Genomic DNA, 24,900 nt, shown 5'->3' with positions numbered 1-24,900 from the left:
AAATGATCAGTCTAGGCTACGCGGGCGCCAAGAGCACGAGCCGCCCATCGCGGCAGCTCCGGACGCTGGCCCAAAATGGTCAGCGGCACCCGGCGAGTATCCTCCAGTACCTCTTCGTAATAGCCCACGAGCTGCTCGCACAGCGCCTTCCACGTCTTGGAGGAAATGGACTCGCGAGCATTGTCCCGCATCTCCTGGTGAATCTCCGGATTGAGCAGAGCGTCCACCGCATTGGGGAGGTCTTCCACAAAGGTCTTTACCTCCAGCAGCAGTCCGTTATAGCCCTCGTCGATGAGGTCTACCGGGCCACCGGCCCGCGGCCCGATGGTCGGCACGCCGGAGGCCTGCGCCTCCTGGATGGACTGGCAGAAGGTCTCGAACTCGCCGGCGTGGACGAAGACGTCCAAGGAGGCATAGGCGGCAGCGAGGTCTTCGCCGGACAGCGCACCGGTAAAGACGGCACCGGGCAGCTGGGCTTCCAACAGCGGGCGCTCCGGCCCATCGCCCACGATGACCAGCTGGATATCCTCGCGCCCGTTGAGCGCCGAGAGGCGGTGCACGCCCTTTTCCGCGGCGAGACGACCAACGAATCCCACCACATTCTTGGTGCCGCTCGGATCCCAGCTGCGGCGCAGCTCGTCAGAGCGCTTGGAGGGATGGAAAAGTTCTGCGTTCACGCCACGACCCCAGTGGCGCACATTCTTGATGTGGTGTTTTTCCAAGTCCCGGATGGTCAGCGAGGACGGTGCCAGCGTCATCTGGCAAGAGTTATGAATCGTGCGCAGCCACTCCCACACGCCATAGGCCAGCGCGGAGGCATGGTACTTGGTGGCAAATCCGGCAACATCGGTCTGATACAACGCCACGGCCGGCACGCGCTGCTGGCGGGCGGAGAAAGCGCCCGCCGCGCCGAGGACGAAGGGGCTGGCCAGGTGGATGATATCCGGCTTGAAGTCGCGCAAGGCCTCATCGACCGCCGTGGTAGGAACGCCCACCGGCAGCGAATCCACCAGCGGCACGCGCACGGTGGGCACACGGTAGATGGGGAATCCTAGGTAGTCCGGGATTTCTTCTTGTCCCTCACGGGCACCCGGCGCGATGACGATGGCCTCTTGGCCGGTCTCGTGCAGGTGCTCTAAAACACGCAGCACGGAGTTGGTCACACCATTGACATTGGGGAGGAAGGATTCAGCCACGATCGCAACACGCATGCCACCATCATGGCCCATCTTCTTAAGTTTATGGTGAAGCCAGCGGAAAATCTTGGTTAATTATTTCTCCGCGCGGCGGGTAAAGAAGCTAATCAGCTTCCACAGCACGGCCGCAATGAGCGTGGCAACCACCCCTACCGAGAGCGCCGGGATGATGGCCAGCGTCCATTCACGGCCTTCGACCTTGACCAGGTCTGGGTCGTCCTGGGCGTAGTGCACCCACACCTGCTGACCCTCACCTAGCCCACTGGGATAGAGCAGCCCGTGCTGTGGGGTGTGGTAAATCCCTTCACTGTCTTGGAAATCCACCGTGGTGCGCAGCATGCCCACATCCTTGACCGTGGCCAAAGCGCGCGCGGGGTGGCTGGCGATGGCGTGGTCATTCAGCGCCGGCCCGATGACCATGCCCACCACACCCACCAGCGCGGCCAGGTACAGCGCCAGCGTCAGCTGGTGCAGGCGGCGGCGATAGACCGCGGGCGTATAGCGCGGCACCACGGCCGCGTGCGGCTTATGCTGCGGCGGGGCCACTTACTGGCCTACCTTTGCGGTGAGCTTCTCATTGAGAGCCCGGCGCGTGGCACGGGTGGTCTTGGCCTCCACGACGGTAATCCCGGTGGAGTATTCCTTCAGCTCCGCCAGCGTATCCAATAGCTCCTGCGGGGTGGTCACCTCGCGGTAGTCTGCTTCATAGGCTTCTGCCAGCTTGCCGACGTCCACCCCATGCGGCGTTCCAAACGCCGGCTCGAAGGACTCGCGCAGCGCATCGGCGCCTTGTTCCAGGGTCTCGAAGATGCCGCCGCCATTGTCATTGGCCACCACGATGGTGAGGTTTTCCGGTCGCGCCTGGTCTTCCGGGATGAGCAGGCTATTAGCGTCATGCAAGAAGGTGACATCCCCCATGAGCGCCATAACGCGCGGGGCGCGCCAGTTGGTGGGATCTAGCGATTGCGTGGCCAGGGAAATGCCGATGGCTTGGGCGATGGTGCCGTCGATGCCGGCCGCCCCGCGCGGCGAGTACGTATCCACGCCGTCGAAAGGCAGGCCCACCATGGAGGCGTCACGCACCGGATTCGAAGCGCCGAGCACCAGGGTGTCATTGACGGAGAGCGTATCGCCCACCGCGGCCGCCACGTGTAGCCCGGTGAATCCCAGTTCCTCATCCTCGAGGGTCTCGCGCACCGCTTGTCCAGCCATATCGGTTGCCCCTTCGCAGATCTTCATCCACTCGCGGCTCGGCTCACCGGTGACCTTGACGGTGGTGCCAAGCCGGGCCTCTTCGCCACGCTGGTTGGTGAAGTCCTTGGTGCGTGAGAGCACCACCAGCTCAATATCCGGATCATTCATCAGCGCTAGCACGCCACGGTGCAGCGTCGGATGCCCCACGACGATGACCTGCTCTACCTTGGTGTTGACCACATAATCGTTCGCGGAGACCTGCGGCTTGCGGAAGATATGCGCCGCCGCTGGATGCACCGGATGATACGGGCCCGGCGCGCTCGGCTCCGCGATGGTTGGCACGTCTTGGAGGCCTTCTACCTCCCAGGCCTCATCACCCGCAATAACCAAGGTATTCTTGCCCAAGTCCACGGCCACTTCACCGTGGTCCACAAAGGCCGGTGCTGGCTCGCGCACGCCGTCGCCGGAGGTGTGGTCTGGCAGGGTGTCGTCGACAAGCGGGGCATCAAAGGCCACATTGATGTGTACCTGCAGGTCCTCGCGGAAGCGCTGGGCCATCGCCGCGATATCATCCGCGCCAGTGACCTGGGTGGTATCCGCATAGACGCCGAAGATGCCCTGCTGCTCGATGGTCTGCGACGCCCCCGTGCCCACCAGGCGCTCCGGCCGATCCGCGCTAATGATGGCCAGCGGCGTGTGGGAATAGTGTGCCTCCACCACGGCCGGCAAAGTATTGGCCACCGCAGTTCCCGAGGTCATCACCACGCCCACGTGGCGGCGCTGCACCCGCGCCATGCCCAGGGCGGTAAACGCTCCCCCGCGCTCGTCTAGGCGGGTGTGTACGCGGATATCATCACGCGCCAGCAGCGCCAGCGACAGCGGCGCGTTGCGCGAACCAGGGCACAAGACGACATCCGTGAGGTGGCGCGCCAGTTGGGCGGCTACCTTCTCAGCCAACTGCATCGATTCATTCATGCCGCCCGATTTTACCTGTCCGCGCACCATTTCCCTTACCGGGCAGGTGCTGGGCGCTTAGTTCTGGCTGGCCGGCTGCTCGCCGCCGCCCAGGAGGTCATTGAGGAGGCCCTCAATGTCCACGTCGCTGCCCTTATCTAGCTGGTCTTGTACCTCTGGTGGCAGCTCGGTCGGGATATCGGACGGCAGGTCATTTTGGAAGTCCGGCAGCTTCGGCAGATTATTGGAGTTCTCATCCTGCGAATCCGGCTCTTCGGTCTGGGTCACGGTGGTGGGAACTTCCGTGGTCAGCGTTTCCGTCACCGGCTGTGGGTCCGGCTTATCCGCCTCGTCCGCGGCATTGCGCCACAGGAAAAACAGGACCGCCGCAGCCAGTACTGCAAGTACCGCGATGGCCGCGAAGACGCCGGCCATGGCGCCACCGCCGCTGCTCTTCTTCTTGCGCTTTTCTGGCTGATCCGGATCATAGTTCGACGGCACCGGCTCGTACTCGGGCTGCTGCGCGTACTGCTGGCCATATGCCTGCCCGGCCGGCTGCTGATAGTTCTGGCTATAGCTTTGCTGCTGGCCGTAGCCCTGCTGATAGCCAGAGCCCTGCTGGTAGCCGGCGGCCGCATCGAATTGACGAGTCTCATTCTGCGGCTGCTGCTCGCCTGGGAAGTACTGCTTGGGGTGCTCGCGGCGCGCTTGGTCGCGGCTGGGGCCGGCGGCTTTATCGGGCACGCGGCCTATCTGGCGCGTGGCATCATCCGCCGGGCTAGACCAGCTGCGGGTTTCATTATTATCGCCATGAGGGCCTTTAGTAGTCATACCCTCTACCTCTACCCCATTTTGCTGTGAGATCCCAGAGAGGTCTCCCACAGCTAACGGGCAGCGAAGGCTCGCCGCTTAGTGCGCTTGGCGTGCGCTCAAGGCACGGCCGGTGGCGGTATCCTCTGCGGCGACCTGCGCCGGAGTGGCGTCCGCGATGATGCGGCCGCCATCTTCGCCAGCGCCCGGGCCCATCTCAATGATGCGGTCCGCATGCGCCATGACCGAAGGATCATGCTCGACGACGATTACCGTATGTCCCGCATCCGCCAGCTTGTGCAGCTCGGTATTGAGCAGGTCGATATCGGCTGGGTGCAGGCCCGTGGTGGGCTCGTCCAGCAGGTAGACCGTATGGCCGCGACGCGAGTTGCGGGAGCGCTGCAGCTCCGTGGCCAGCTTGATGCGCTGGGCCTCGCCGCCGGACAGCTCCGGCGCACCCTGCCCCAGGCGGAGGTAGCCCAGGCCGACGGCCTGCAGCGTGGCGATGGCGCGGTAAATCTTTTCTTCCTCGGCGAAGACCTCCGCGGCCTCATCCACGGTCAGCTCCAAGATGTCCGCGATGGTGCGGCCCTGCCAGGTCACCTCCAGGGTCTCGTCGTTGAAGCGGGCGCCGCCGCATTCTGGACATGTGGTGTACGAGCCCGGCAAGAAGACCAGCTCCACCTCGATCTTGCCTGCGCCGCCGCAGGTGGGGCACTGGCCTTGTTTTACGTTGTAGGAAAAGCGCGAGACCGTCCATTTACGCTGCTTAGCCTCATCGGTGGAGGCGAAGAGCTTGCGCACATTATCGAAAAGCCCGGTATAGGTTGCCAGCGTGGAACGCGGGGTGCGGCCAATGGGCTTCTGGGTAATCTGCACGACGCGCTTGACTCGGTCAAAGCCTTCCGTGCTCTCTACGGACCAGCCCTTCTCCTCGGTCTCTTCCTCATCGGAAACGGCCGTAGCGGATTGGCGCAGTAGGCCGGCGAGCACCGTGCTGACCAGGGTGGACTTGCCCGATCCGGAGACACCGGCGACCGCCGTGAATTGGCCCAAGCCAAAGTCCACATCCAAGTTGTCGATGCTGCGTGCGTTGATGCCGCGGAGGGCGAGGTGGGAGGAGGGGGTACGGGGGTCGTCGGCAAGCGTGAGCGTGCGGTGAGCCAGCGCGTTGGCGGTAGGGGTGTCCGCGTCATAATCTTCGACCGGGCCCGAATAGACCACGTTGCCGCCGCGCTCGCCGGCCAGCGGACCGACGTCAACGAGCCAGTCCGCCTGCGCGACCAAATCCATGTCATGCTCCACCAAGAGCACGGAGTTGCCGGCCGCGATGAAACGGCGGCACATATCCATGACCGCGTCGCGCTCATCGGGGTGCAGGCCGGCCGAGGGCTCGTCGAGCACATAGGCCACGCCGAAGAGGCCGGAGCGCAGCTGCGCCGCCAACCGGATGCGCTGCATCTCGCCGCCGGACAGGCTCTGCGTCGGCCGATCCAGGCTGAGGTGCGCCAAGCCGAGCTCCAGCGCCGAGGTCAACGCCGGCAGAATCTGCCGCAGGAGCAAATCCTCGGCCGAATTCTCCTCCGGGTTCTGCTTGCTGAGCACCTCATGCACCCTATCCAGCGGCAGCGCGCCCAGCTCATCAATCGGCATGCCCGCATAGGTGACCTTCAGCGCGGCCGGGTTGAGGCGGCGGCCGCCACAAGTCTCGCACTCGCGCGATTCCATATAGGACAGGGTGCGCTTGCGCAGGGTATCCGATTGGGTCTCCGCAAGCGTCTTATTGAGGTAGCTGGCCACCGAGCGCCACGTGCCCTCATAGTTGCGCTGAATCTGATCTTTTCCGCGCAAGGGCTTGACCGTGACTACGGGGCGCTCTTCCGTGAAGAGGATCCAGTCGCGGTCTTCTTGCGGCAGCTCTTGCCAGGGCGAATCCAGGTCATAGCCCAAGTTCATCAAAATGTCGTGGAAGTTCTTGCCGGCCCAGGCGCCCGGCCAGGCTTGGATGGCTCCTTCCTCGATGGAGAGGGTGGGATCCGGGACCATCGAGTCCTCGGTCGGCTCATGCACCACGCCTGTGCCGTGGCACTGCGGACACATTCCCTCCGGGGTATTGGGCGAGAAGGAATCGGAGTATAGGCCCTCCGGGTTATCCCCGGCGCGCGAATAAAGCAGGCGCACGCTATTGGAGAGCGCGGACACCGTGCCCACCGTAGAGCGCGCTCCGCCGCCGGAGGTCGATTGCTGCAGTGCGACCGTCGGCGGTAGGCCCTCTACCTGGCTGACCTGTGGGTCGACGGCCGAGCTAATGAGGCGGCGTGCGAAGGGTGCTACCGATTCAAGGTAGCGGCGTTGGCCTTCGCCGTGAATCGTACCGAACGCCAGCGAAGATTTGCCCGAACCAGACACACCTGTGACCGCGACGAGCTTGCCGCGGGGCATATCGACGTCGACATTGCGCAGATTGTGCAGGTGAGCATCGCGGACCTTGATAGTAGACATGTCCTCCAGCGTACTCACAGGTGGCAGGTTGGGCAGTCTCAAGCCTGACAGCAGTTTTTTAACGGTTCTCTCTAGCGGTTCACCGGCTTTCAACGATTTCGTCCACCCATATGGCGAAAACCGTCGACGGTTTAGGTGTTCTAGATGGACGAAATCGTTGAAACTAGGAAGGTGGAACCTTTCCGGAAGATTTCCAGTCCAATGAGTCATGTGGACGAGAAATGAATTACTAGATTTAGGCCTTACTGACTATCAAATCCGCAGCAGGATTAGTGGGGGAACACTTTTGCGCTTGCGGCGCAACTGTTATATCGCTGCAGAGGCGAGCGCGAAAGATAAAGTAGCCGCGGTGGCGCAGCTTTATCCGGATGCGGTGTTTTCGGGGACGGCGGCGCTCGCGGCCTATGGCTTATGCGAGGTGCAGCTGCCGGCGGTGATCCGGGTGGATAAAAACTGCCGGATTCGAGCGGATGATGTGGTGTATACGGTGAGGTCGCGGCCGGTGCCGGCGAATCGGATAAAGGGTGTAAGGATGGCGTTGCCGGCACAGGCGGTAGCAGATGCATTGAGCTTCGAGCGCTGCAGCGAGTGGCTGCTGAAAGAAGCGCTGGCGCAGGCGTATCGCGGGCTCAACGGAAGGGGGAGGTTCGCGGCCGATTTAGAGCTGGTGATCAGTAAGAAAAGGGACGCGGTGCGCGAGTTGGCGGAGCAGGCGCCGGTGGGGACGGCGTCGAAATGGGAGCAGCGGATGTACCACGAGATGCGGCGGGTGGGGCTCAAGCCGGTGCCAAATTTCCGGCTTGGGCCGTATACCTGGGATTTAGGCTTCGAAGCGGGGACGATGGTGGTGGACTTGGACTCGCTTTATTATCACGCGCCGGAGAATAATCACCGGGAATTCCTCATCGGGACGTGGAAGACCAATCACGCGGTGCAGCACGGATGGGCGCCGCTGAAGTTTACGGATGAGTGCACCGACTACCACCTCAAACTAGTGGTGGAGACGGTGCAGGAAACGGTGGCGCATCGGCGCAGCGTGCGCGGGCTAAAGAGCAGTCCGCAAAAGGTGCGGCGGGCGTTGGTGACTCCGGCATGGCGGTTTCACCAAAGCTTGCTCTAGGGCCTAGTCAGACAGGTGCGGCCAACAGGCGCGAAGGCGGTCGAACCACCAGTCGCGGCGGTCGGCGGGGGCGGCGAGTGCGGCGAGGCGGTCTGGGTCGGGGGCGAGGATATCGGCGGGAAGGTGGCCATCGATAAGCGGGCGCGGGGCGGTGACGTCCTCTTCAAAAAGGGAGCCGGTGGCAAGGCCGGCGGCGGCCGGGGTGACGTCGATGTCCTCGTCGTCGTAGATGCGCGGGAGGGCGGCGACGGCCGCCAAGCCCATATTGATGCCAATGGAGGTATCGAGCGCGGAGGCCACCGTGATATCCATATGGCGCTGGCGCAGGTGCTGGGCCACCTCGAGGACGCGGCGCACGCCACCGAGTGGGGCGGGCTTAACCACGGCGACGTCCGCGGCCTGCAGCTCGGCGACGCGATAGGGGTCGGCGACCTTACGAATGGACTCATCGGCGGCCACGCGTACGAAGATGCCGGCGCGCATGAGACGGCCGCGCACCTGGGCGAGCTCCTCAGTGGTAGCGCATGGCTGTTCCATATAATCCAGCGGCATCATCATCTGCGCGGCCTCGACCGCCTCATCGACGCTCCAGCCGCCGTTGGCATCCACGCGCAGAATAGGGATATCGCCGCGTTGGGTGACGGCGTCGCGGACGGCGCGGACGCGAGCGGCGTCGTCGGCAAGCGTGTGCCCCTTCTCCGCCACCTTGATTTTGAAGGTGCGGCAGCCGGGGTAGCGCTCCACCACGGCCGGGACCTCGCTGGCGGATACGGCCGGGATGGTGGCGTTGACCTCGATGGAATCGCGTACCGGCTCTGGAAAGCCCTCGTAGGCGGCCTCGAGCCCGGCGCGCAGCCACGCGGCGGACTCGGCCGGGCCGTATTCCAGGAAGGGCGCGAACTCGCCCCAGCCGGCCGGGCCCTCGATGAGCAGGGCCTCCCTCGTGGTGATGCCGCGGAAACGCACGGCAAGCGGGAGGGAGACTACGTGGGCGCGGTCAAGGACGTCATCGATATGCATGGCCTTCATGGTAGCGCCCGCCGGCCATTGACCCCTCCCCCGCTCTGCGCTATTTTGGGAACCTATACCAATAAAGGAGGAAATATGCTGCTAGCTGAGGCATTGGCGGAGCGCGCGCAGGCGCAGGAGCGCCTCAATAGCCTGCACGAGCGGCTGCTGACCGTGGCCCGCGTGCAGGAGGGTGATACCCCGGATGAGGATCCGCAGGAGCTGCTGCGCGAGCTCGACGGCGTGGCCGGGCGCATCGATGAGCTGGTGCAGGCCATTAATGCGACGAATATCGCCACCGCCTTTGATGAGAAGAGGAACCTGATGGAAGCCCTCGCGCTTCGCGACGGCCTCTTGCGCAAGCGCCGCATCTACCACGACCTGGCGCAGCGGGCGGGTACGCGCTCGGATCGCTATTCCCGCACCGAGATTAAGTTTGTCTCCACCATCCCGGTGGCGGATCTGCGCAAGCGCGTCGATGATTTGTCTAAGCAGTACCGCGAGCTGGATACCCGCATCCAGCAGCTGAACTGGAATACCGAACTGAAAAACGGATAGTCATCTCGCGCGCTGCTTAAAGCGCGCGATGGTAGCCCACACACCTGCAGCGAGCAGGCCCCCACCCTGGAGGGGAAAATCCTGGGACACTGGCCCCCTTTAGCGCTTTAAGGGGCGGGGAGTTCGAGTCTCCCCATGGCATGGAGTACCGCGCTGGTATGGCGTACACGGGTATTATGCGGGGCAACAACCTCGCAGTATCGCGTATTGATTATTACCGGCCTGCTGGGCAGTGTGTGGGTGAGGGTTGGGAATGGGGACTATTCTTCTTTTGCCACTAAGCTGGCCATCATGAGCGAGCAGAGAAAATACAGCACCGATAATCCGTTCCGCCCGGAATTGTGGCATGCCGTAGAAGGTTTTGAGGACCTGACGGATATCACCTATCACCGGCTCAACGGCGAGGGCCGCAAGAACGGCATCGTGCGCATCGCCTTCGACCGCCCGGAGGTGCGCAATGCGTTTCGCCCGCATACCGTAGACGAGCTCTACCGCGCCCTCGACCACGCCCGCCGCACGCCGGATGTGGGAACGATTTTGCTCACCGGCAATGGTCCTTCCGACAAGGATGGCGGCTGGGCTTTTTGTTCGGGCGGCGACCAGCGCATTCGCGGCCGCTCCGGGTACCGCTACGCCACCGAGCACGCCCATGATGACGCCACCGCGGATGAATCCACCGTGGACACCGCCCGCGAGAAGGTGGAAGGCGGCCGCCTACATATCCTCGAGGTCCAACGCCTTATCCGCACCATGCCCAAGGTGGTTATCGCCGTGGTCAATGGTTGGGCGGCCGGCGGCGGACACTCGCTGCACGTGGTCTGCGATATGACGGTCGCCTCCCGCCAGGAGGCGCGCTTCAAGCAGACGGACGCGGACGTGGGTTCCTTCGATGCCGGCTATGGTTCGGCCTACCTAGCTAAGATGGTGGGCCAGAAATTCGCCCGCGAGATTTTCTTCTTGGGCCGCACCTACGATGCCCAGCGCATGTATGAGATGGGTGCGGTCAATGAGGTTGTCGATCACGCCGACTTGGAAGACGCCGCAATCCAGATGGGCCGCGAAATCAACGGCAAGTCCCCAACAGCCCAGCGCATGCTGAAGTTCGCTTTCAACCTGACCGATGATGGCCTGATGGGCCAGCAGGTCTTCGCCGGCGAGGCCACCCGCCTGGCTTATATGACCGACGAGGCCGTCGAGGGCAAAGAAGCATTCCTCGAAAAGCGCGACCCGCAGTGGGAGCAGTTCCCGTATTACTACTAGCCAGGAGTTAGCACGATGTGGATTTTCGCCATCGGCTTGGCCACACTTGCACTGGCGGGCGTCATCGTCTCGCGAGTGTGGATGCTCAAGCGTATCAAGGATGCGCAGGACAGCGGGGAGCGTCCCTTCGATCAGGAGGACACCCCGCGCAATCCATACATGTAGCGGAGTAAATGGCGTGGGACGCCCTCGGACCGGAGTGAGACATCTCAAGCAATTGTGGACATGCCCATAGTTAATACTTAAAGTGTCGAACATGAAACTCTGCAACTCATTCGTCATGCTCGCAGCACGCGTCGCCCTGGGCGTAATTCTCATCGCCCAGGGCTGGCAAAAGTTCTCCGAATGGACCGTCGCCGTCGCGGGCCTGATGCTCGCCGCCGGCCCCGGCATACGCTCCCTGGATCAGCTCCCCTTCAGCAAAAAGGCAAAAGTAGCCAAATAAGGCCACCGCTTCCTAGCCTCTCACTTCACTCATTGAAGTGAGAGGCATTTTTAAATTTTGGCAGCTTAAGGAAGAGATAGGACCACCTAAGTTCATTACGTTGAACAATCTAGTTCAAGGGTGCTAGTGTTTGTTGAGTTCACTTCTCCTAATACAAAGGAAGTTCATTATGAACTCAAATCACAGCACCCCACGCCGGCCCCTACAGCGCATTCTCGCAGGCACCTGCGCCCTCGCACTCGGCGCCAGCCTCGCCGCTTGCAGCGCCTCGAAGGAATCCATCGACGCTGCAAAGCCGAAGGACGGCGACACCGTCAAGGCCGTGGCCACGACTACCCAGATCTGCGACTACCTCACCCAGATAGCCGCCGGCGGCGTCAAGCTCCACAAGGTCGACTCCCAAGGTGCAGAGACCACCTCCGGCGAGGGCCCAGTGACCCTCGACCTCACCTGTTTGCTCGCCCCCAACGCCAGCGCCCACGAGCACGAGATGACCCCACAGCAGATGCAGGCGCTCTCCCAGGCCGACTACATGTTCGTCAACGGAGTCGACCTCGAGCACTTCCTCGACCAAGCCGTGGACTCCTCCGGCTTCCACGGCGTCATGGCCGTGACCTCGGGCGTCAAGAGCGAAGGTATGGGCGATGGCAACGGCAAGTACACCATCGACGAGGGCATCGAACACGTGAGCCCGCGCCCGTGGCCTTTCCCGGGGGAGGACGGCGAGGCCCCAGAATTCAAGTACGACCCGCACGTGTGGACCTCCCCGAAGCAGGCCAAGATTCAGGTCGACAACATCGTCAACACGTTGTCCCAGGCCTCCCCGCAGGCCAAGGACGCCTTCACCGCCGCCGGCAAGAAGTACACCGACCAGCTGGAGGACCTCGACAAGTGGGCCAGCGATTCCATGTCCGCAGTTCCTGAGCAAGACCGCGTGCTCTTCTCTTCCCACGACGCCTTCGGCTACTTCTCTAACGAGTATGGCGTGAAATTCATCGGCTCCGCACTGTCTGACTTCAACCACCAGCAGGACGCCACCTCGAGCCACATCGATGAGCAGGTAAAGAAGGTCCGCGAGTCCGGCGCCAAGGCCATCTTTGCGGAGAATTCCAACAACTCGAAGTCCATCGAGGCCATCGCCCGCGCCGCAGGCGTCAAGGCGGTTACATCCGACGACGCTTTGTACGGCGACTCGCTAGGTGTGCCAGGCAGTGAGGGCGAGACCTACATCGGATCCATCGTCCACAACATCAACACCCTGGTCAGCGCCTGGGACTCCAAGCAGCAACCGTTGCCAGAATCGCTGCAGGAATTCGACTTCGCCAAGCGCAAGTAGCTCTTTATGTCTTCCCCATTAGTCACTCTGCACAATGCCACCTGCGGCTATGGCGCCCGGGATATCCTCACCGACGTTGACCTTGAGATCCGCGCGGGCGAGGCCGTGGCGCTCCTAGGTTCCAACGGCGCGGGCAAGTCTACGCTGCTCAAGGCAATCACTGGCCTGGCTGCCTTGCGCGGCATGGCCACCATCGACGCCTCGCTCGGCTACGTCCCGCAGTACCAAGACTCCGACCTGAGTTTTCCCGTCACGGCTTACAAGGTCGTGGAAATGGGCCTTTTGCCATCAGTGAGCTGGTGGCATAGGTGCACGAGCATGCGTAGCTATCGCGGCCATGTACTCAATGCCCTGCGACAAGTGGGGATGGAGCACCTCGCCGAGACGCGGTTTGGCCAGCTCTCGGGAGGGCAGCGCCAGCGCGTGCTCATCGCGCGCGCGTTGGTTTCGGCCCCGGAGCTGGTGCTTCTCGACGAACCCTTCAACGGGCTTGATCAAGAAAGCCGCCGAATCCTGATTCAGATCATTGCGGATCTCAAGGAAGCAGGAATCGCCCTGCTCGTCTCCACTCACGACCCCATCTTGGCGCAGCACACCTGCGACTGGGCGGCGTTTGTGATCGACGGCAAGGTCCGCACCATGGGAACCGAGGAAGCAGTGGAAACCTATATGGAGCAAGGCGCGCGACTGTGATAGAGCAGATTCTCTTCGCCCCGTACCTGCGCAATGCTTTCCTCTTCCTGCTGTGCCTATCGATTGCGGGAGCTGCCATTAGCGTCCTCGTTAATCTCCGCCGCATGGAATTTACGGTGGAAGCCCTCGTGCACTCGGTTTTTCCGGGCATCGTGGTAGGGCTCATCGTGGGCGGCATCCCGGGCATCGTGCCGGGTGCGGCCGCGGTGGCCACGGTGACGGTGCTGGTGCTGGCTTCTCTGGGTTCTGGGCAGGGCCAGTCAGCGCAGAAGCTGGATATGGAAGCCGGAACGGCCGTGGTGCTGACCTTTATGTACGGCATCGGCGTGGTCATCAGTTTGGCCTATGGCGACAAGTCCGGGCAGCTGGAGGCCCTCATGTTTGGCCGGCTTCTCGACGTCACGCAGTCCAGGCTGGCAACCTCCGTCACGCTCTGCGTGATTGCGGCACTACTCATCCTGACAACCTGGCGCATGCAGATTCTCGTCGCTTTCGATACCACAGCGGCCCGCGCCATGGGCATCAACGTGGCGGCTTATGAGCTCATTGCGAATATCGCGGTTGGCCTAATCGTGGTGGCGGCTAGCTCGGCAGTGGGTGTGTTGCTGGTTATCGGTTTTATTGTCATTCCAGGCCTCTCGGCGCGCTTGATCGCAGGATCCCCGCGCAGCATGTGCTTCTGGGCTGCGGGTTTGTCCACGCTGGCAGTGGTGGTTGGATTTGCCATCATGCTGTCCCAAACCACGCACCAGATTTCGCCGCAGGCAATCGTCAGCTTGATGCTGGTTGCCACCGTGCCGCTAGCGGGCTTGAAGGGGGTATTTAGCTAATGGGACTGTCTCATCTTGATCCAGAGATCCTGCGGATGCCCCTCCTTGAGGCCATCGCTGTGGGATGTTTATCTGGCTTAGTTGGAACCTTGATGGTCATGGGCAAGCGCGTCTTTTTCGCTGAGAGCCTGTCGCACGGAATCTTCCCCGGCGCGGTGCTCGGTGTAGTAGTGGCCAACCTTCTGAGCTTGGATCTCTCCACGGGTTTGATGGTGGGGGCGGCACTGTTCTGCCTGCCTTTGGCCTGGCTTATGCGGTGGTTGAGTACCGTCGAGGGCATTTCTTCGACCGCTGCCGCCGGCGTGACGCTCACCTTGGGATTTTCCCTGGGCATCTTGTTGCTGCGCTGGTTCCAACCGCTACCTATCCACGTGGATAGCTTTCTCGTGGGCTCGCTGACCACTGTCAATGCGCAGGATGTCTGGTTTGTCGGCGCCCTGGTGGTGGTCAGCCTTGGCGTGCTGGTGGCATTTCGCCGGACGTTAGTCTCCTTCTACTTCGACCAGACGTCCTTCCGCGCACAAGGCGGAAAGCCCGGCCGCTATGACTTGCTTACCCTCACGCTTATCAGCGTGACCATGGTGGTGGTGATTCCCGCAGTGGGCACTATCTTGTCCCTGGCGCTGCTGGTAGCCCCGGCGGCGGCGTTGCAGCCGTGGATCAAGCGCCCGACCCAGCTCATGCTCGGTGCCGGTATCGCGGGCATTGCGCTGGCATGCGGCGGGCTCTGGCTGGCGGCCGCACTCAGTTTGTCGGCGGGCGGCTGCATCGCGGTGCTGGCGGGTGTGTTCTATTTGCTCAGCATGGGGCTGCGCGCCTTGCTCTAAACGCCCGGCGCGCCGCCTCCCGGGACGAGCGATATGCCCGGGTAACCTGATTATTCGTGACTCATATCCTCGCCCCACTCCCAGTCGATCCCCGCAATCCCGCAGGAATTTTGGATGACCTCGAGAAGGCCATCGCTGGGCAGACCACGCTCTTACCCCTTCCCGCAGCGGACCGCACGCGGACGGAATTGCTGCGCAACCACATGCGCGCGGGCGAATCGATTGCTGAGGACATTGCTTTGGTGGTGTCCACCTCGGGTTCCACGGGCACACCGAAGGGTGCGCAGCTAAGCCCGCTTAACCTGGTGGCGAGTGCGGATGCCACCCATTCTTTCCTGGGTGGCCCCGGCCAATGGCTACTGGCCATGCCCGCCCACCACATCGCGGGCATCCAGGTGCTCGTGCGTTCGTTGGTGGCGGGTGTGGAGCCACTGTGCCTCGACCTGTCCCAAGGCTTTAACATCACCGAGTTCGCCCGCGCAGCAGAAGAACTCGCCCACACCGAGGACCGCATGTACACCGCGCTCACACCGATGCAGCTGCACAAGGCACTCGATTCGCTGGACGGCATCCAAGCACTGCGCCGTTTCAACTCCATCCTGGTAGGTGGAGCAGCGCCACATCCCCAGCTATTGGAATCTGCGCGCAAGCTCGACATCACCGTGGTAACCACCTATGGCTCCTCGGAGACTGCGGGCGGTTGCGTCTACAACGGCACTCCCCTGCCCGGCACCGAGGTGCGCATCGGGGAAGATAACCGCATTTTCCTGGGCGGGCCGACCATTGCGCAGGGCTACCGCAATGTGGAATCGCGCGACTTCGTCGGTGGCTGGTTCGCAACTTCCGACGCCGGGGAGCTCGACGCCCACGGTCAACTCACCGTCACTGGACGTCTGGACAGCATCATCAACTCGGGCGGGTTGAAGTTGCACCCAGAACAACTGGAACAGCTCTTGTTGCAGGTACCGGGCGTCGACAGTGTATGCGTGGTGGGCATCCCTGATCCACGTCTTGGCCAGATGATCGCCGCAGCTTACACCGGCTGGGCCTCGCGCACCGACATCCTCGAAGCGCTCGATGACCTGCCTCGGTGGCAGATTCCGCGCGAGATTATCCGCATTGCTGAGATGCCGCTGACCGGCCCCGGCAAGGTGGACCGTCGTGGTGTCGCAGGGCTCTTTAAGAACTGATTAGACTTCGTTAGCGCGCACCGTCACGTCGGCGGCCGCGACTTCCGCAAGAGAGAACTCCTCGTCCCCTGCGTGCAGGTTGAGCAGGCCCGCAACGCGGGAATCGACTACGACCTCGACGCCCAGGCCGACGCCATGGCTGTCGAGGTAGCGCAACAGCTCGGTGTCTCCGTCGCATACCCGCTCGATGGTGACAGGGGTGTGAAGGGGAACGTCGTCAAGCGTGAGCGTGCCAAGGTCCTCGATGCTGCCCTGCGCGTCGGGGATGGGATCGCCGTGGGGATCGCGCTGAGGATGGCCCAGGTGCTGATCGAGTCGATCGATGAAGCGATCGGAGCATGCATGCTCGAGGAGATCGGCATCCTCGTGAACCTCGTCCCAGGTGTACCCCAGCTCTTTGACCAAGAAGGTCTCGAGGAGACGATGGCGGCGGACCATGCCCATGGACAGTGCCTGGCCCTCTGGGGTCAGCGAAACGCCAGCGTAGCGCTCATGTTCCACCAGCCCTTGGGCAACGAGACGCTTTACGGCTTCCGACGCCGTGGGCACCTTTTGGTTCAATCGCCCCGCCAGCTCCTTGAGCGCGATGGGCGCGCCGCCGGAGTGCTCGGAGAGGTCCCACAGGACTTTGAGGTAGTCCTGGGTACGTTCAGGGAGATCGCTTAAATGCATGACATTCATCGTAGTAACGGCCTTGCCCCGCGAGCGATTCACATGATAACTTTAAGAAAGTTCAACGCATTGAACTTTTGTCACGGGTGTGGCCCACAGCCGTCCTTTCTTGGGTACGTACGACGCGCTTCCGCCATACCCGTGGCTTTTATATATCCGCCGTGTACGTCCCTTGTGCACAGCATGCCCGCGGTGGCGTGGCACAATAACTGACATGTCACTTTCTGCCTATCCCGCAACTGCCAAAGACTGGCTCCAAGGCGCACGCCCGCACACGTGGGCTAATGCCTTCGCCCCAGTCATCGCTGGTACTGGTGCCGCAGCGGCTGCCGACGGCGCGCACTTCGGCCGCGCGCTCCTCGCCCTCATCGTGGCGTGGGCACTTATCATCGGCGTGAACTATGCCAATGACTATTCCGATGGCATCCGCGGCACCGACGATGACCGCACCGGTCCGCAGCGCCTCACCGGCGGCGGCCTGGCCCGCCCGCAGCACGTAAAGCTCGCGGCCTTCGCCGCCTTCGCCGTGGCCGGGCTCGCCGGCATCGCGCTCTCCTTCGCGGCGCATGCGTGGTGGCTCATCCTCGTCGGCGCGCTATGCATCGCCGGCGCGTGGTTTTATACCGGTGGCAAGAACCCGTATGGCTATCGCGGGCTCGGCGAGGTTGCTGTCTTTATCTTCTTCGGGCTCGTCGCCGTGCTCGGCACCGAATTCACCCAAGCCGGCCACCTGTCGTGGTCGGGCCTCGCGCTGGCCGTGGGCATCGGCGCGATGAGCTCCGGGGTGAACTTAGTCAATAATATCCGCGATATTCCCTCCGACGCTGAAACTGGCAAGATTACGCTCGCCGTACGCCTCGGCAATGAGAAGGCACGCCTGCTCTTTACGGTGCTGCTCCTTCTGCCATTCCTGCTGACCATTGGCATTGCCTTCAGCAGCTGGCTCGCACTCGCCGGCTTGGTCTACTTCCCCTTCGCGCTGCGTGCCATTCGCACCGTCAATCGCGGCGCTCAAGGACCAAAGCTTATCCCCGTGCTCGGCCTGACCGGCCGCGCGATGCTCCTGTGGGCCGTTATCGAGGCCGCCGCACTCATCATCGTCTAATCCTGCGCGGCGCGGCCTTCCAGTTCCGCCTGGACCCAGCGTTTGTGGGCCTTGCGCTGGGCGGAGTACTCGGCCAGCGTTTGGGTGGCCTCGATGCGCCACTTTTTAAAGATAAGCATCGATAGCGGCAGCGCCACGAAGAGCGCCAACAGCGCCGAGACGAGCACCGGGATGGGAAAGCGGATGGCGATGGACAAAAGCTCGATCACCACGGTCAAAGCGATAAAAAGCACTACGCGGGCGAGCCCATACTTCCACAGCGCCGCACGGGAACGGCGGCGCAGTTCTGGGTCCGGCTTGGGTGGCTCAGGGTTATGCGTCATGGGGGTTGATTGTACGCGGTGCAGGTAGAATTCCACGCATGGGCCGAATCATCCTCCTTTTACTCTTTGTCCTCGCCGCCTACTTGGTGTGGAAGGCCTTCGGGCCCAACACATGGAAAAAGCGCGAGGTGGAACAACCCCGCGCTATCAAGGGACCCGACGATGATGAGGAATTCCTCTGGAACTTAGAAAAGGAGCGCTTCAAACAGCGCCGCGCACAGGAGGCAGAGGAAGAAAAACGCCGCCAGCGCCGCAATCGCGACACCGACGGCGAGAAGGATTAGGATTCCTTCGGCACGAAGCGCATCTCCAAGCCGAGGGCCTCGGCCACGGCGGTAATCTTTTCCCACCGCACGCCCGCGCCCCCGTGCTCAATGGTGTGGAGGGTGGAGCGGGAGATACCGGCGGCGTCGGCAAGCTGCTGCTGCAAAATACCCAACTCGCGGCGACGTTCCGCAAATTGCGCGCCCAGCCCCAAAATCACCGCATTATCACCAGCCGGCTTGCCTAGCTTATGGCGCGGGCTCGTATGCTCCGCCATTTAATTCAGCCCCGCATAGGAGTGCAGGCCGGACACAACCATGTTGATGAAGAAGAGGTTGAACACCATCAACGCCATCGCCATGACATTGATCCACGGCGCAGCCTTGCGGAACGCCGGCGTTGCACGCGCGTGCAGGTAAGCGGCATAAAGGATCCAGGTAGCGAAAGAGACGGTTTCCTTCGGGTCCCAGCCCCAGAAGCGGCCCCACGCGGACTCGGCCCAGATAGCACCCAAGATGAGGCCCAGACCCAAGGTCGGCAGGGTGATCACGGCCAAGCGATAGGCCAGCTGGTCAATCTTCGCGGCCGAAGGCAACGGGCGGGCTACAGCACCGAAAAAGCCATGCTCGGCATGCTTCGGCTGTGCCATACGGAATAGGGTCAGCAGCGAGACAATGCCGGAAATAAGACCGATAGATGCGCCCAAGGAAACCACGGTGACGTGGATGGGCAGCCAGTGCGACTGCAGCGCCGGCACCACTGGGGCAGACTCAGCATAGAGCTTGGTGGAACCATAAAACATCAGGGCCAGCACCGGGGTGAGCAGCCAGGGCCACACGGTGCGCCATTCCTTGCGCTGCATGGCCATATTGCCCACCAACAACACACCAAAGCTCACCATCAGCACGTACTCGTACAAGTTGCCAAAGGGGAAACGGCCGGTAGCCAGGCCACGCAGCACAATCGCCGCGGCGTGCAGGGCAATGCCCACCCACATCAGCGCGCTGGTCATGCCACCGAGCTTATCGGCCTTGCGCTCCTTCTCCTTCAGCTCACCTTCCGTGATACCGGAAGAGGACTGGGCCACCTCGCCCGCATAGCTCTGCTTATCGACGCCCCCAGCGCCCGCCCCCACCAAGACCTTAGCGGCCTGGGACTTCACGGCACGGCGGCCCTCGATAATTCCCTGCATGCGGCCGTAGTAGAACAGCGACATAAAGAGCGCGACGCAGTACACCACAAAGGCGGTCTGCACCGCGATATCCGAGAAATTAGATAGATTCTGATCGATCTGCATGAACGCTCCTAGCCAATACACGTGCGGGGATAGTGCTGATTACCTTACTCAGCGAAATGGACTAGTCCAACTTTTGTTGGACTAGTCCGACGTACTAATCATCGGTATAAAGCTCGTCTTCTTCGACCTCGTCTGGGTCCGGCAGCTCCAGCAGCGCGCGGTGCAACTCGTGGAATTCCTCTGACCAACCGGCGCGGTCGGTGCGGGCGAGACCACCCATCTCCACATCGGTGCCGCCGGCTGCATTCGGCCGCAGGCGGATATAGACGCGGCGGCGCTTAATCACCAGCGAACCCACCAAGGAGATGAGCATTACCAGCGCGGAGACCAGAACCCACTTCTGGAAGGGGTCATAAGAGACCTGGTAATTGGCAAACTCGCTGGCGCCGTTGAAAGTGATCTTGGTGCCATCGTCCAAGGTGACATCCTCACCCTGGTTGAGGTTCACGCGGTCAATCTTTCGCAGCTGGCCGGAGTGCACCAGGTTTGGATCCAGCGAGAAGAAAGACTGCGGGGTGCCGGTATCTAAGCCGGCATCACCACGGTAGATATCGATGGCCATGGCCGGATCCTGCAAACCTGGGTAGGAGGACTGCAGCAGCTTGCCGTTCTCACCGGCCCATTCGGCCGTGGGCGCAAACAGGCCCTGGATGGCGATCTGGTTCTGGCGGCGGTCATAGAGATCCGGGTGCATGCCGGCCGGTGGGTCGAAGCGCATCGCGCCGGAGGACAAGAAGAAGGTCGTGTCATTCGGCTGGAACTGAATGGTCTGGGTGCGCTTTTCACCATTGGGCCATTCCACCGTGACCGTCGGCGCGTAGCCGTGGCCCTGCAAGTAGACGCGGTTGTGGGCCAAGCGCAGCGGGTGGTTGACCTTAAGCTCATAATCCTTCCACTCGGAGTCATCCTTGTAGATGTCCTCGCCCTCCGCGTAGGAAACGTTGGAGGTAAACATCTCCGCCTGGCCGTTGGGCAGGTATTCGGCCGCGAAGTCATGGGCGATGAGGCAGAAGGGGTGGAGACCGGTGCCGTCGAAAAGCGGGCCGGCGCGGAAGGAGTCAAAGTTGGACGTGGAGGTATTGCAGAACTCCGTGGACTGGTCCAGGGTCTGGCCACCGCCCTGCGAACCAGACTCGGTGACCACGATGACCTGGCCCTCATAGTTGACCAAACGGCCGGCGGCGACGGTGACCAAGATGGCCACCAGCGCCACGTGGAAAATGAGGTTGGCCAGCTCGCGGCCGTAGCCGCGCTCCGCGGAGAAGGTATGCACGCCGGCGCGGTCTTCTTCTGGGTCGTACTCGGCCACGCGCCACTTCTTCAGGCGCTTTTTGATTTCCGCAGAGAGCTCTTCCTCGCTCTTATCCGAGTGCCCCTCGGCCGCCAGCGGCAGCTTGTGGAGGTACTTCGGCGCGCGCGTTGGCGGGGTCTTCCACGCCTTGTAGTGATCCCAGGAGCGCGGCAGGATGCAGCCCACCAGGGAAATGGCCAAGAGAATGAAGATGGCCTGGAACCAGACGGAAGAAAAGACGTCGAAAAGCTGCAGCTTGTCGTAGATCTTCGCCACGTTGCCGTTGGACTCGATGAAGTCCTGCACGTTCTGCTCGTTGAGGTCGCGCTGCGGCAGCAAGGAACCGGGAATCGCGGCCAGCGCCAGCAAGAAAAGCAGCGCCAGTGCCGTGCGCATGCTGGTCAGCCAATGCCAGGCTTTGCGGAAATATTTCACGTCTCTCCTAAATCAGGGTTGCGCCAAAGTTGCCGGTCCACTGGCGGATGAGGCTAATAAACTCGCCCCACAGGCCGGTTACCAGGGCCAGGCCGACGAGGATCATGGCCACGCCGCCGATTATCTGGATGGTATGCGAGTGCTTGCGGGCCCACGAAATCGAGCGCATCGCCCGCGCGGAGCCCAGCGCCACCAGAAGGAACGGCAGGCCCAAGCCCAGGCAATAAAAGATGATGAGCAGCACGCCGCGCGCGGCCGTCATGCCTTCGGTGCCGGCCGATACGGAAATAATGGCGGCCAGCGTTGGTCCCAGGCACGGCGTCCAGCCCAGCGCGAAAATCCCGCCCAGCAGCGGCGCGCCCAGCCAGGTGGTCCAACGCTTCGGTGCCATGCGGGTGTCCTTCTGCAGCGCCGGGATCGCGCCGAGAAAAACCACACCCATCAGGATGGTCACGCCGCCGCCGATGCGCATGAGCGTCTCCTCATTGAGCCGGAGCACGGAAATCGCGCCGAATACGGAGACCGTCGCCAGCAGGAAAACCACGGTAAATCCCAGGATGAACAAGGCGGCGGCCAGTACCACGGCCCATTGCCTGCGCTTGCCGACGCCCACCCCCAACTCACCGTCAAACGTAACCTCGCCGCCCACCACGCCGGCCAGGTAGGAAATATAGCCGGGCACCAGTGGGATGACGCATGGGCTGGCAAAACTCACCAGCCCCGCCACGGCGGCCGCGAACAGGCCCAGAATGAGAGGGCCGGAGGTCGCGGCCTCGGCAAAAGAGTTGCCGATGCTCGCTGCGTTGTCCATTTATTCCTTTTCTAATTTGTCCACTACGTCCATCACGTCTTGGGCGGTGATGGACCGCAAAAAGACCGTAGCCGGGCGGTGCTGTTTATCCAAGACGATGGTGGTCGGGACCACGGACGTGGGCACGCCGCCCAGGGCCGCCGCGGTCTTAAACGGCGGATCGTAGATGGAGGGATACTTCAGCCCGTTGTCTTCGAGGAAGTCATTGGACACCTGCGGGTTATAGTCACGCACATTGATGCCCAAGACGGTGCCAATCTTCCGCTTCTGTAGCTCGGAGTGGACCTCTTGGAGGTCATCGGCCTCGGCGCGGCACGGGGCGCACCACTGGCCCCAGGAGTTGAGCACGACGATTTCGCCCTCAAAGTCCTCCAGGGAAATGGTCTTATCCGTATCGCGCACATCCTCGCCGGAGAAGGTGCGCAGCGGCTTGCGCTCGGATTCCTCGTAGTTGATGACCTTTTCGCCGCCGGGCGTGATGAACTCGAAGTTTCCGCCGGTAGCAACCGCGTTTTGCGCGTTATCGGCATCCTGCGAGCAACCGGCAAGCGGCAGCGCGATGGCTGCCGCCGCCAGCACCGCGCCGATCGCGCGTTTGCGTTGTAGTGCCATTAAATCTCCTGGGCCGGCGAGGAGTAGAAGATATCGGTGACCTGGTTGTCATCGAAAAGCAGGGAGGTAACCGAGGCCAGGTCGCATTCGCGGTTCCACGGCGCGTGCGGCAGGCGCTGGCCCAGCACGGTGCGCTGCACCATCACGATGGGCAGCTGGTGGCTGACCAAGATCGCCTCGTGGCCGGCCGCGGCGGTGCGGGCGCGTTCGATGGAGCCCAGCATGCGCTCGGCAATCTGCTCATAGGGCTCGCCCCACGAGGGCTCCAGCGGGTTGACCAGCAGCGGCCAGCGGCGCGGGTTCCACAGCGCGGAACGCAGGCCTTTTGTGCGCAGGCCCTCGAAGCGGTTGCCGGACTCGATGAGCGTCTTATCGACGTCCACGTCTAGCCCCGTTACCTGCGCAATCGGCCGCGCGGTTTCCTGGGCGCGCTGCAACGGCGAGGCCGCCAGGTAAGTCACATCGTGGTCGCGGAAGGACTCCGCGGTGCGTGCCGCCATGGAATGCCCGCGCGAGGACAGGTGATAGCCCGGGATGCGACCGTAGAGGATCTTCTCCGGGTTGTGGACCTCGCCGTGGCGCACGAGGTGAACGATGGTGCGTGTCATGTCTCTCCTTAGTGTGCGGGACTTAATGTGCGGGACGCGCGGCGGCCGCAGCCTGGGCGGCGGGCTTGAGGGCGGCTTCGATGAGTTCAAAGTCGGCGTCGGTAAGTGCATCCGAGACAAACCAGGTCTCGAATGGGCTTGGTGCGACGTAGATGCCGTTATCCAGCAGGGCGTGGAAGAACGGGGTGAAGCGGAAGGTCTCGGCCGCCTGCATATCGGCAAAGTTGCGGCCCTCGCCCTCGGCAAAACGGATGGAGAACATCGAAGACGCCCGCTGGATGTGGTGCGCTACGCCCTCGGCCGACAGCGCGGAGGAAATCATGCCGGTCAGGCGGTCCGCGTTGGCCTGCAGGCGCTCGTAGAGCGATTCATCGGCCAACTCCAAAGACTTCAGGCCAGAGGCCATGGCCACCGGATTACCGGACAGCGTACCGGCCTGGTAGACCGGACCGTCCGGCGCGAGGTAGTCCATGAACTCGGCGCGGCCACCGAAAGCAGCGGCCGGCAGGCCACCGGAGACGACCTTGCCGAAGGTCACCAAGTCCGCCGCCACGCCATCGACGCCGTACCAGCCCTGATAGGAGGTACGGAAACCGGTCATGACCTCGTCGAGGATGAGGAGGGCGCCGTCGCTATGGGCGACGTCGGCAAGCGCGGCATTGAAGCCCTCTTCTGGTGCCACGGTGCCCATGTTGCCGGCCGAGGCTTCCGCGATGATGCAGGCAATCTCGCCCGGGTGCTGCGCAAATGCCTCGCGCACGGCCTCGATATCGTTATAGGGAACGACGATGGTATCGGCCGCCGTCGCACCCGTCACGCCCGGGGAATCCGGCAGCGCAAAAGTCGCCACGCCGGAACCAGCCGAGGCCAACAGCGCATCCACATGGCCGTGGTAACAACCCTCGAACTTCAGCACCTTGGCGCGGCCGGTGTAGCCGCGGGCCAGGCGCACCGCGGACATGGTGGCCTCGGTGCCGGAGTTGACCATGCGCACCTTATCGGCCGCGGTGCGCGACACAATGGCCTCCGCCAGCAAAGCCTCACCCTCGGTGGGCGAGCCAAAGCTCAATCCACCCGCTGCGGCCTGCTGCACGGCCTCCACAATCTCTGGGTGCGCGTTGCCGTGAATCATCGGGCCATAGGAGCTGACCAGGTCAACGTACTCGTTGCCGTCGGCATCCCACAGGCGCGAGCCCGCGCCGCGCTCAATCACGCGGGCCTGGCCGCCCACGGAGCCAAATGCGCGCACCGGCGAGTTCACCCCGCCCGGAATCACCTTGGAGGAACGCTCAAACCACTGTTGCGACTGGGAAGTATTAGGCATGTCTGACATTCTAGCGATTCGCGCGCTATACAAAAGTTGGAGTGCGCGATTCACAGTCAGCCGCTAAACTTCGGGGCGTTGCACTTTTCAATTCGGGGGGATTTTCAATGCAGCGCACTCTCATTTTCGCCATCCTGGCCGCTTTCTGCCTCGCCGGCTGCGCCCAGCCCGAGCCCGATCGGCCGCTGCCTACCTCGGTGGGCGCCACCCCGCTTGCCGACGCCCCCTCCTGGCA

At 62.7% G+C, this 24,900-nt stretch carries 27 protein-coding genes; 12 read left to right on the top strand and 15 right to left on the bottom strand.

Going from position 1 to position 24,900, the window contains the following annotated elements; genetic code table 11:
* Positions 1 to 11 precede the first annotated feature (11 nt).
* The 5 genes from RAE09_RS09205 to RAE09_RS09185 all read right to left on the bottom strand — a co-directional run bounded on the left by RAE09_RS09205 (position 12) and on the right by RAE09_RS09185 (position 6,656).
* Positions 12 to 1,211, bottom strand: a complete 1,200-nt coding sequence (locus RAE09_RS09205) for a glycosyltransferase family 4 protein (RefSeq protein ID WP_299138133.1) — start codon at positions 1,209 to 1,211, stop codon at positions 12 to 14.
* Between the two features lie 60 nt (positions 1,212 to 1,271).
* Positions 1,272 to 1,742, bottom strand: coding sequence for a DUF3592 domain-containing protein (locus RAE09_RS09200; protein ID WP_080971157.1), 471 nt, complete (start codon positions 1,740 to 1,742; stop codon positions 1,272 to 1,274).
* The gene (gene menD, locus RAE09_RS09195; protein ID WP_316981534.1) at positions 1,743 to 3,365 is read right to left on the bottom strand and encodes a 2-succinyl-5-enolpyruvyl-6-hydroxy-3-cyclohexene-1-carboxylic-acid synthase; all 1,623 of its coding nucleotides are present in this window, start codon (positions 3,363 to 3,365) and stop codon (positions 1,743 to 1,745) included.
* A gap of 57 nt (positions 3,366 to 3,422) precedes the next feature.
* The gene (locus tag RAE09_RS09190) at positions 3,423 to 4,175 is read right to left on the bottom strand and encodes a hypothetical protein (RefSeq protein ID WP_316981533.1); all 753 of its coding nucleotides are present in this window, start codon (positions 4,173 to 4,175) and stop codon (positions 3,423 to 3,425) included.
* A 78-nt stretch (positions 4,176 to 4,253) separates the two neighbouring features.
* The gene (locus tag RAE09_RS09185) at positions 4,254 to 6,656 is read right to left on the bottom strand and encodes an excinuclease ABC subunit UvrA (protein WP_316981532.1); all 2,403 of its coding nucleotides are present in this window, start codon (positions 6,654 to 6,656) and stop codon (positions 4,254 to 4,256) included.
* A 349-nt stretch (positions 6,657 to 7,005) separates the two neighbouring features.
* Between RAE09_RS09185 and RAE09_RS09180 the strand changes: the two genes are divergently transcribed.
* Complete coding sequence (locus RAE09_RS09180; RefSeq protein ID WP_316981531.1) at positions 7,006 to 7,776, top strand: hypothetical protein; 771 nt, start codon at positions 7,006 to 7,008, stop codon at positions 7,774 to 7,776.
* 3 nt (positions 7,777 to 7,779) lie between these two features.
* Here the strand turns inward: RAE09_RS09180 and RAE09_RS09175 are convergent, their stop codons facing one another.
* Positions 7,780 to 8,805, bottom strand: a complete 1,026-nt coding sequence (locus tag RAE09_RS09175) for an o-succinylbenzoate synthase (RefSeq protein WP_394372005.1) — start codon at positions 8,803 to 8,805, stop codon at positions 7,780 to 7,782.
* 75 nt (positions 8,806 to 8,880) lie between these two features.
* On the opposite strand from RAE09_RS09175, the gene RAE09_RS09170 reads away from it, so the two are divergent.
* The 9 genes from RAE09_RS09170 to menE all read left to right on the top strand — a co-directional run bounded on the left by RAE09_RS09170 (position 8,881) and on the right by menE (position 15,923).
* The gene (locus RAE09_RS09170; RefSeq protein WP_005322951.1) at positions 8,881 to 9,342 is read left to right on the top strand and encodes a DIP1984 family protein; all 462 of its coding nucleotides are present in this window, start codon (positions 8,881 to 8,883) and stop codon (positions 9,340 to 9,342) included.
* 291 nt (positions 9,343 to 9,633) lie between these two features.
* Positions 9,634 to 10,602, top strand: a complete 969-nt coding sequence (locus tag RAE09_RS09165; protein ID WP_316981529.1) for a 1,4-dihydroxy-2-naphthoyl-CoA synthase — start codon at positions 9,634 to 9,636, stop codon at positions 10,600 to 10,602.
* 15 nt (positions 10,603 to 10,617) lie between these two features.
* On the top strand, positions 10,618 to 10,767 hold the full coding sequence (locus RAE09_RS09160; RefSeq protein ID WP_005322953.1) for a hypothetical protein: 150 nt from the start codon (positions 10,618 to 10,620) through the stop codon (positions 10,765 to 10,767).
* A gap of 91 nt (positions 10,768 to 10,858) precedes the next feature.
* On the top strand, positions 10,859 to 11,047 hold the full coding sequence (locus RAE09_RS09155; protein WP_005322954.1) for a hypothetical protein: 189 nt from the start codon (positions 10,859 to 10,861) through the stop codon (positions 11,045 to 11,047).
* Between the two features lie 169 nt (positions 11,048 to 11,216).
* Positions 11,217 to 12,383 (top strand): metal ABC transporter substrate-binding protein, encoded by a 1,167-nt coding sequence (locus tag RAE09_RS09150; protein ID WP_023020502.1) that lies wholly within the window; start codon positions 11,217 to 11,219, stop codon positions 12,381 to 12,383.
* 6 nt (positions 12,384 to 12,389) lie between these two features.
* The gene (locus RAE09_RS09145; RefSeq protein WP_070732066.1) at positions 12,390 to 13,076 is read left to right on the top strand and encodes a metal ABC transporter ATP-binding protein; all 687 of its coding nucleotides are present in this window, start codon (positions 12,390 to 12,392) and stop codon (positions 13,074 to 13,076) included.
* Positions 13,073 to 13,906, top strand: coding sequence for a metal ABC transporter permease (locus RAE09_RS09140; protein WP_023020500.1), 834 nt, complete (start codon positions 13,073 to 13,075; stop codon positions 13,904 to 13,906). Before RAE09_RS09145 ends, RAE09_RS09140 begins: the two co-directional genes overlap by 4 nt.
* A complete protein-coding gene (locus tag RAE09_RS09135; protein ID WP_023020499.1) occupies positions 13,906 to 14,733 on the top strand; it encodes a metal ABC transporter permease in 828 nt (275 codons plus the stop codon). The genes RAE09_RS09140 and RAE09_RS09135 overlap by 1 nt, the downstream gene beginning before the upstream one ends.
* Before the next feature lie 56 nt (positions 14,734 to 14,789).
* Entirely contained in the window at positions 14,790 to 15,923 is a 1,134-nt protein-coding gene (gene menE / locus RAE09_RS09130; protein ID WP_005322961.1) for an o-succinylbenzoate--CoA ligase, read from the top strand.
* On the opposite strand, the gene RAE09_RS09125 is transcribed toward menE, so the two are convergent.
* The gene (locus RAE09_RS09125; RefSeq protein ID WP_034656208.1) at positions 15,924 to 16,595 is read right to left on the bottom strand and encodes a metal-dependent transcriptional regulator; all 672 of its coding nucleotides are present in this window, start codon (positions 16,593 to 16,595) and stop codon (positions 15,924 to 15,926) included.
* Positions 16,596 to 16,809: 214 nt separating this feature from the next.
* Between RAE09_RS09125 and RAE09_RS09120 the strand changes: the two genes are divergently transcribed.
* Complete coding sequence (locus RAE09_RS09120) at positions 16,810 to 17,700, top strand: 1,4-dihydroxy-2-naphthoate polyprenyltransferase (protein ID WP_248099191.1); 891 nt, start codon at positions 16,810 to 16,812, stop codon at positions 17,698 to 17,700.
* Here RAE09_RS09120 and RAE09_RS09115 read toward each other — a convergent pair.
* Complete coding sequence (locus RAE09_RS09115; RefSeq protein ID WP_084279006.1) at positions 17,697 to 18,023, bottom strand: DUF4229 domain-containing protein; 327 nt, start codon at positions 18,021 to 18,023, stop codon at positions 17,697 to 17,699. The genes RAE09_RS09120 and RAE09_RS09115 overlap by 4 nt on opposite strands.
* A 38-nt stretch (positions 18,024 to 18,061) precedes the next feature.
* On the opposite strand from RAE09_RS09115, the gene RAE09_RS09110 reads away from it, so the two are divergent.
* Positions 18,062 to 18,307, top strand: coding sequence for a hypothetical protein (locus RAE09_RS09110; RefSeq protein ID WP_316981528.1), 246 nt, complete (start codon positions 18,062 to 18,064; stop codon positions 18,305 to 18,307).
* Here the strand turns inward: RAE09_RS09110 and RAE09_RS09105 are convergent.
* From RAE09_RS09105 to hemL, 7 genes are all read right to left on the bottom strand, one after another.
* Positions 18,304 to 18,564, bottom strand: a complete 261-nt coding sequence (locus tag RAE09_RS09105; protein ID WP_049358704.1) for a helix-turn-helix domain-containing protein — start codon at positions 18,562 to 18,564, stop codon at positions 18,304 to 18,306. The two genes, RAE09_RS09110 and RAE09_RS09105, sit on opposite strands and share 4 nt — an antisense overlap.
* The gene (gene ccsB, locus RAE09_RS09100) at positions 18,565 to 19,584 is read right to left on the bottom strand and encodes a c-type cytochrome biogenesis protein CcsB (RefSeq protein WP_316981527.1); all 1,020 of its coding nucleotides are present in this window, start codon (positions 19,582 to 19,584) and stop codon (positions 18,565 to 18,567) included.
* A gap of 94 nt (positions 19,585 to 19,678) precedes the next feature.
* Complete coding sequence (locus RAE09_RS09095) at positions 19,679 to 21,310, bottom strand: cytochrome c biogenesis protein ResB (protein ID WP_316981526.1); 1,632 nt, start codon at positions 21,308 to 21,310, stop codon at positions 19,679 to 19,681.
* Positions 21,311 to 21,317: 7 nt separating this feature from the next.
* Positions 21,318 to 22,121 (bottom strand): cytochrome c biogenesis CcdA family protein, encoded by an 804-nt coding sequence (locus RAE09_RS09090; RefSeq protein WP_316981525.1) that lies wholly within the window; start codon positions 22,119 to 22,121, stop codon positions 21,318 to 21,320.
* The gene (locus tag RAE09_RS09085; RefSeq protein ID WP_250413293.1) at positions 22,122 to 22,733 is read right to left on the bottom strand and encodes a TlpA disulfide reductase family protein; all 612 of its coding nucleotides are present in this window, start codon (positions 22,731 to 22,733) and stop codon (positions 22,122 to 22,124) included.
* Positions 22,733 to 23,341: a histidine phosphatase family protein gene (locus RAE09_RS09080; protein WP_239283012.1), complete on the bottom strand. Its 609-nt coding sequence runs from the start codon at positions 23,339 to 23,341 to the stop codon at positions 22,733 to 22,735. Before RAE09_RS09080 ends, RAE09_RS09085 begins: the two co-directional genes overlap by 1 nt.
* A 22-nt stretch (positions 23,342 to 23,363) precedes the next feature.
* The gene (gene hemL, locus RAE09_RS09075) at positions 23,364 to 24,674 is read right to left on the bottom strand and encodes a glutamate-1-semialdehyde 2,1-aminomutase (RefSeq protein WP_316981524.1); all 1,311 of its coding nucleotides are present in this window, start codon (positions 24,672 to 24,674) and stop codon (positions 23,364 to 23,366) included.
* Between the last annotated feature and the right edge of the window lie 226 nt (positions 24,675 to 24,900).

This window comes from Corynebacterium tuberculostearicum, assembly GCF_032821615.1.
Taxonomy (GTDB): domain Bacteria; phylum Actinomycetota; class Actinomycetes; order Mycobacteriales; family Mycobacteriaceae; genus Corynebacterium; species Corynebacterium tuberculostearicum_H.
The sequence above is the reverse complement of the archived record's forward strand: the minus strand, read 5'-3'. Positions and strand labels throughout refer to the sequence as shown.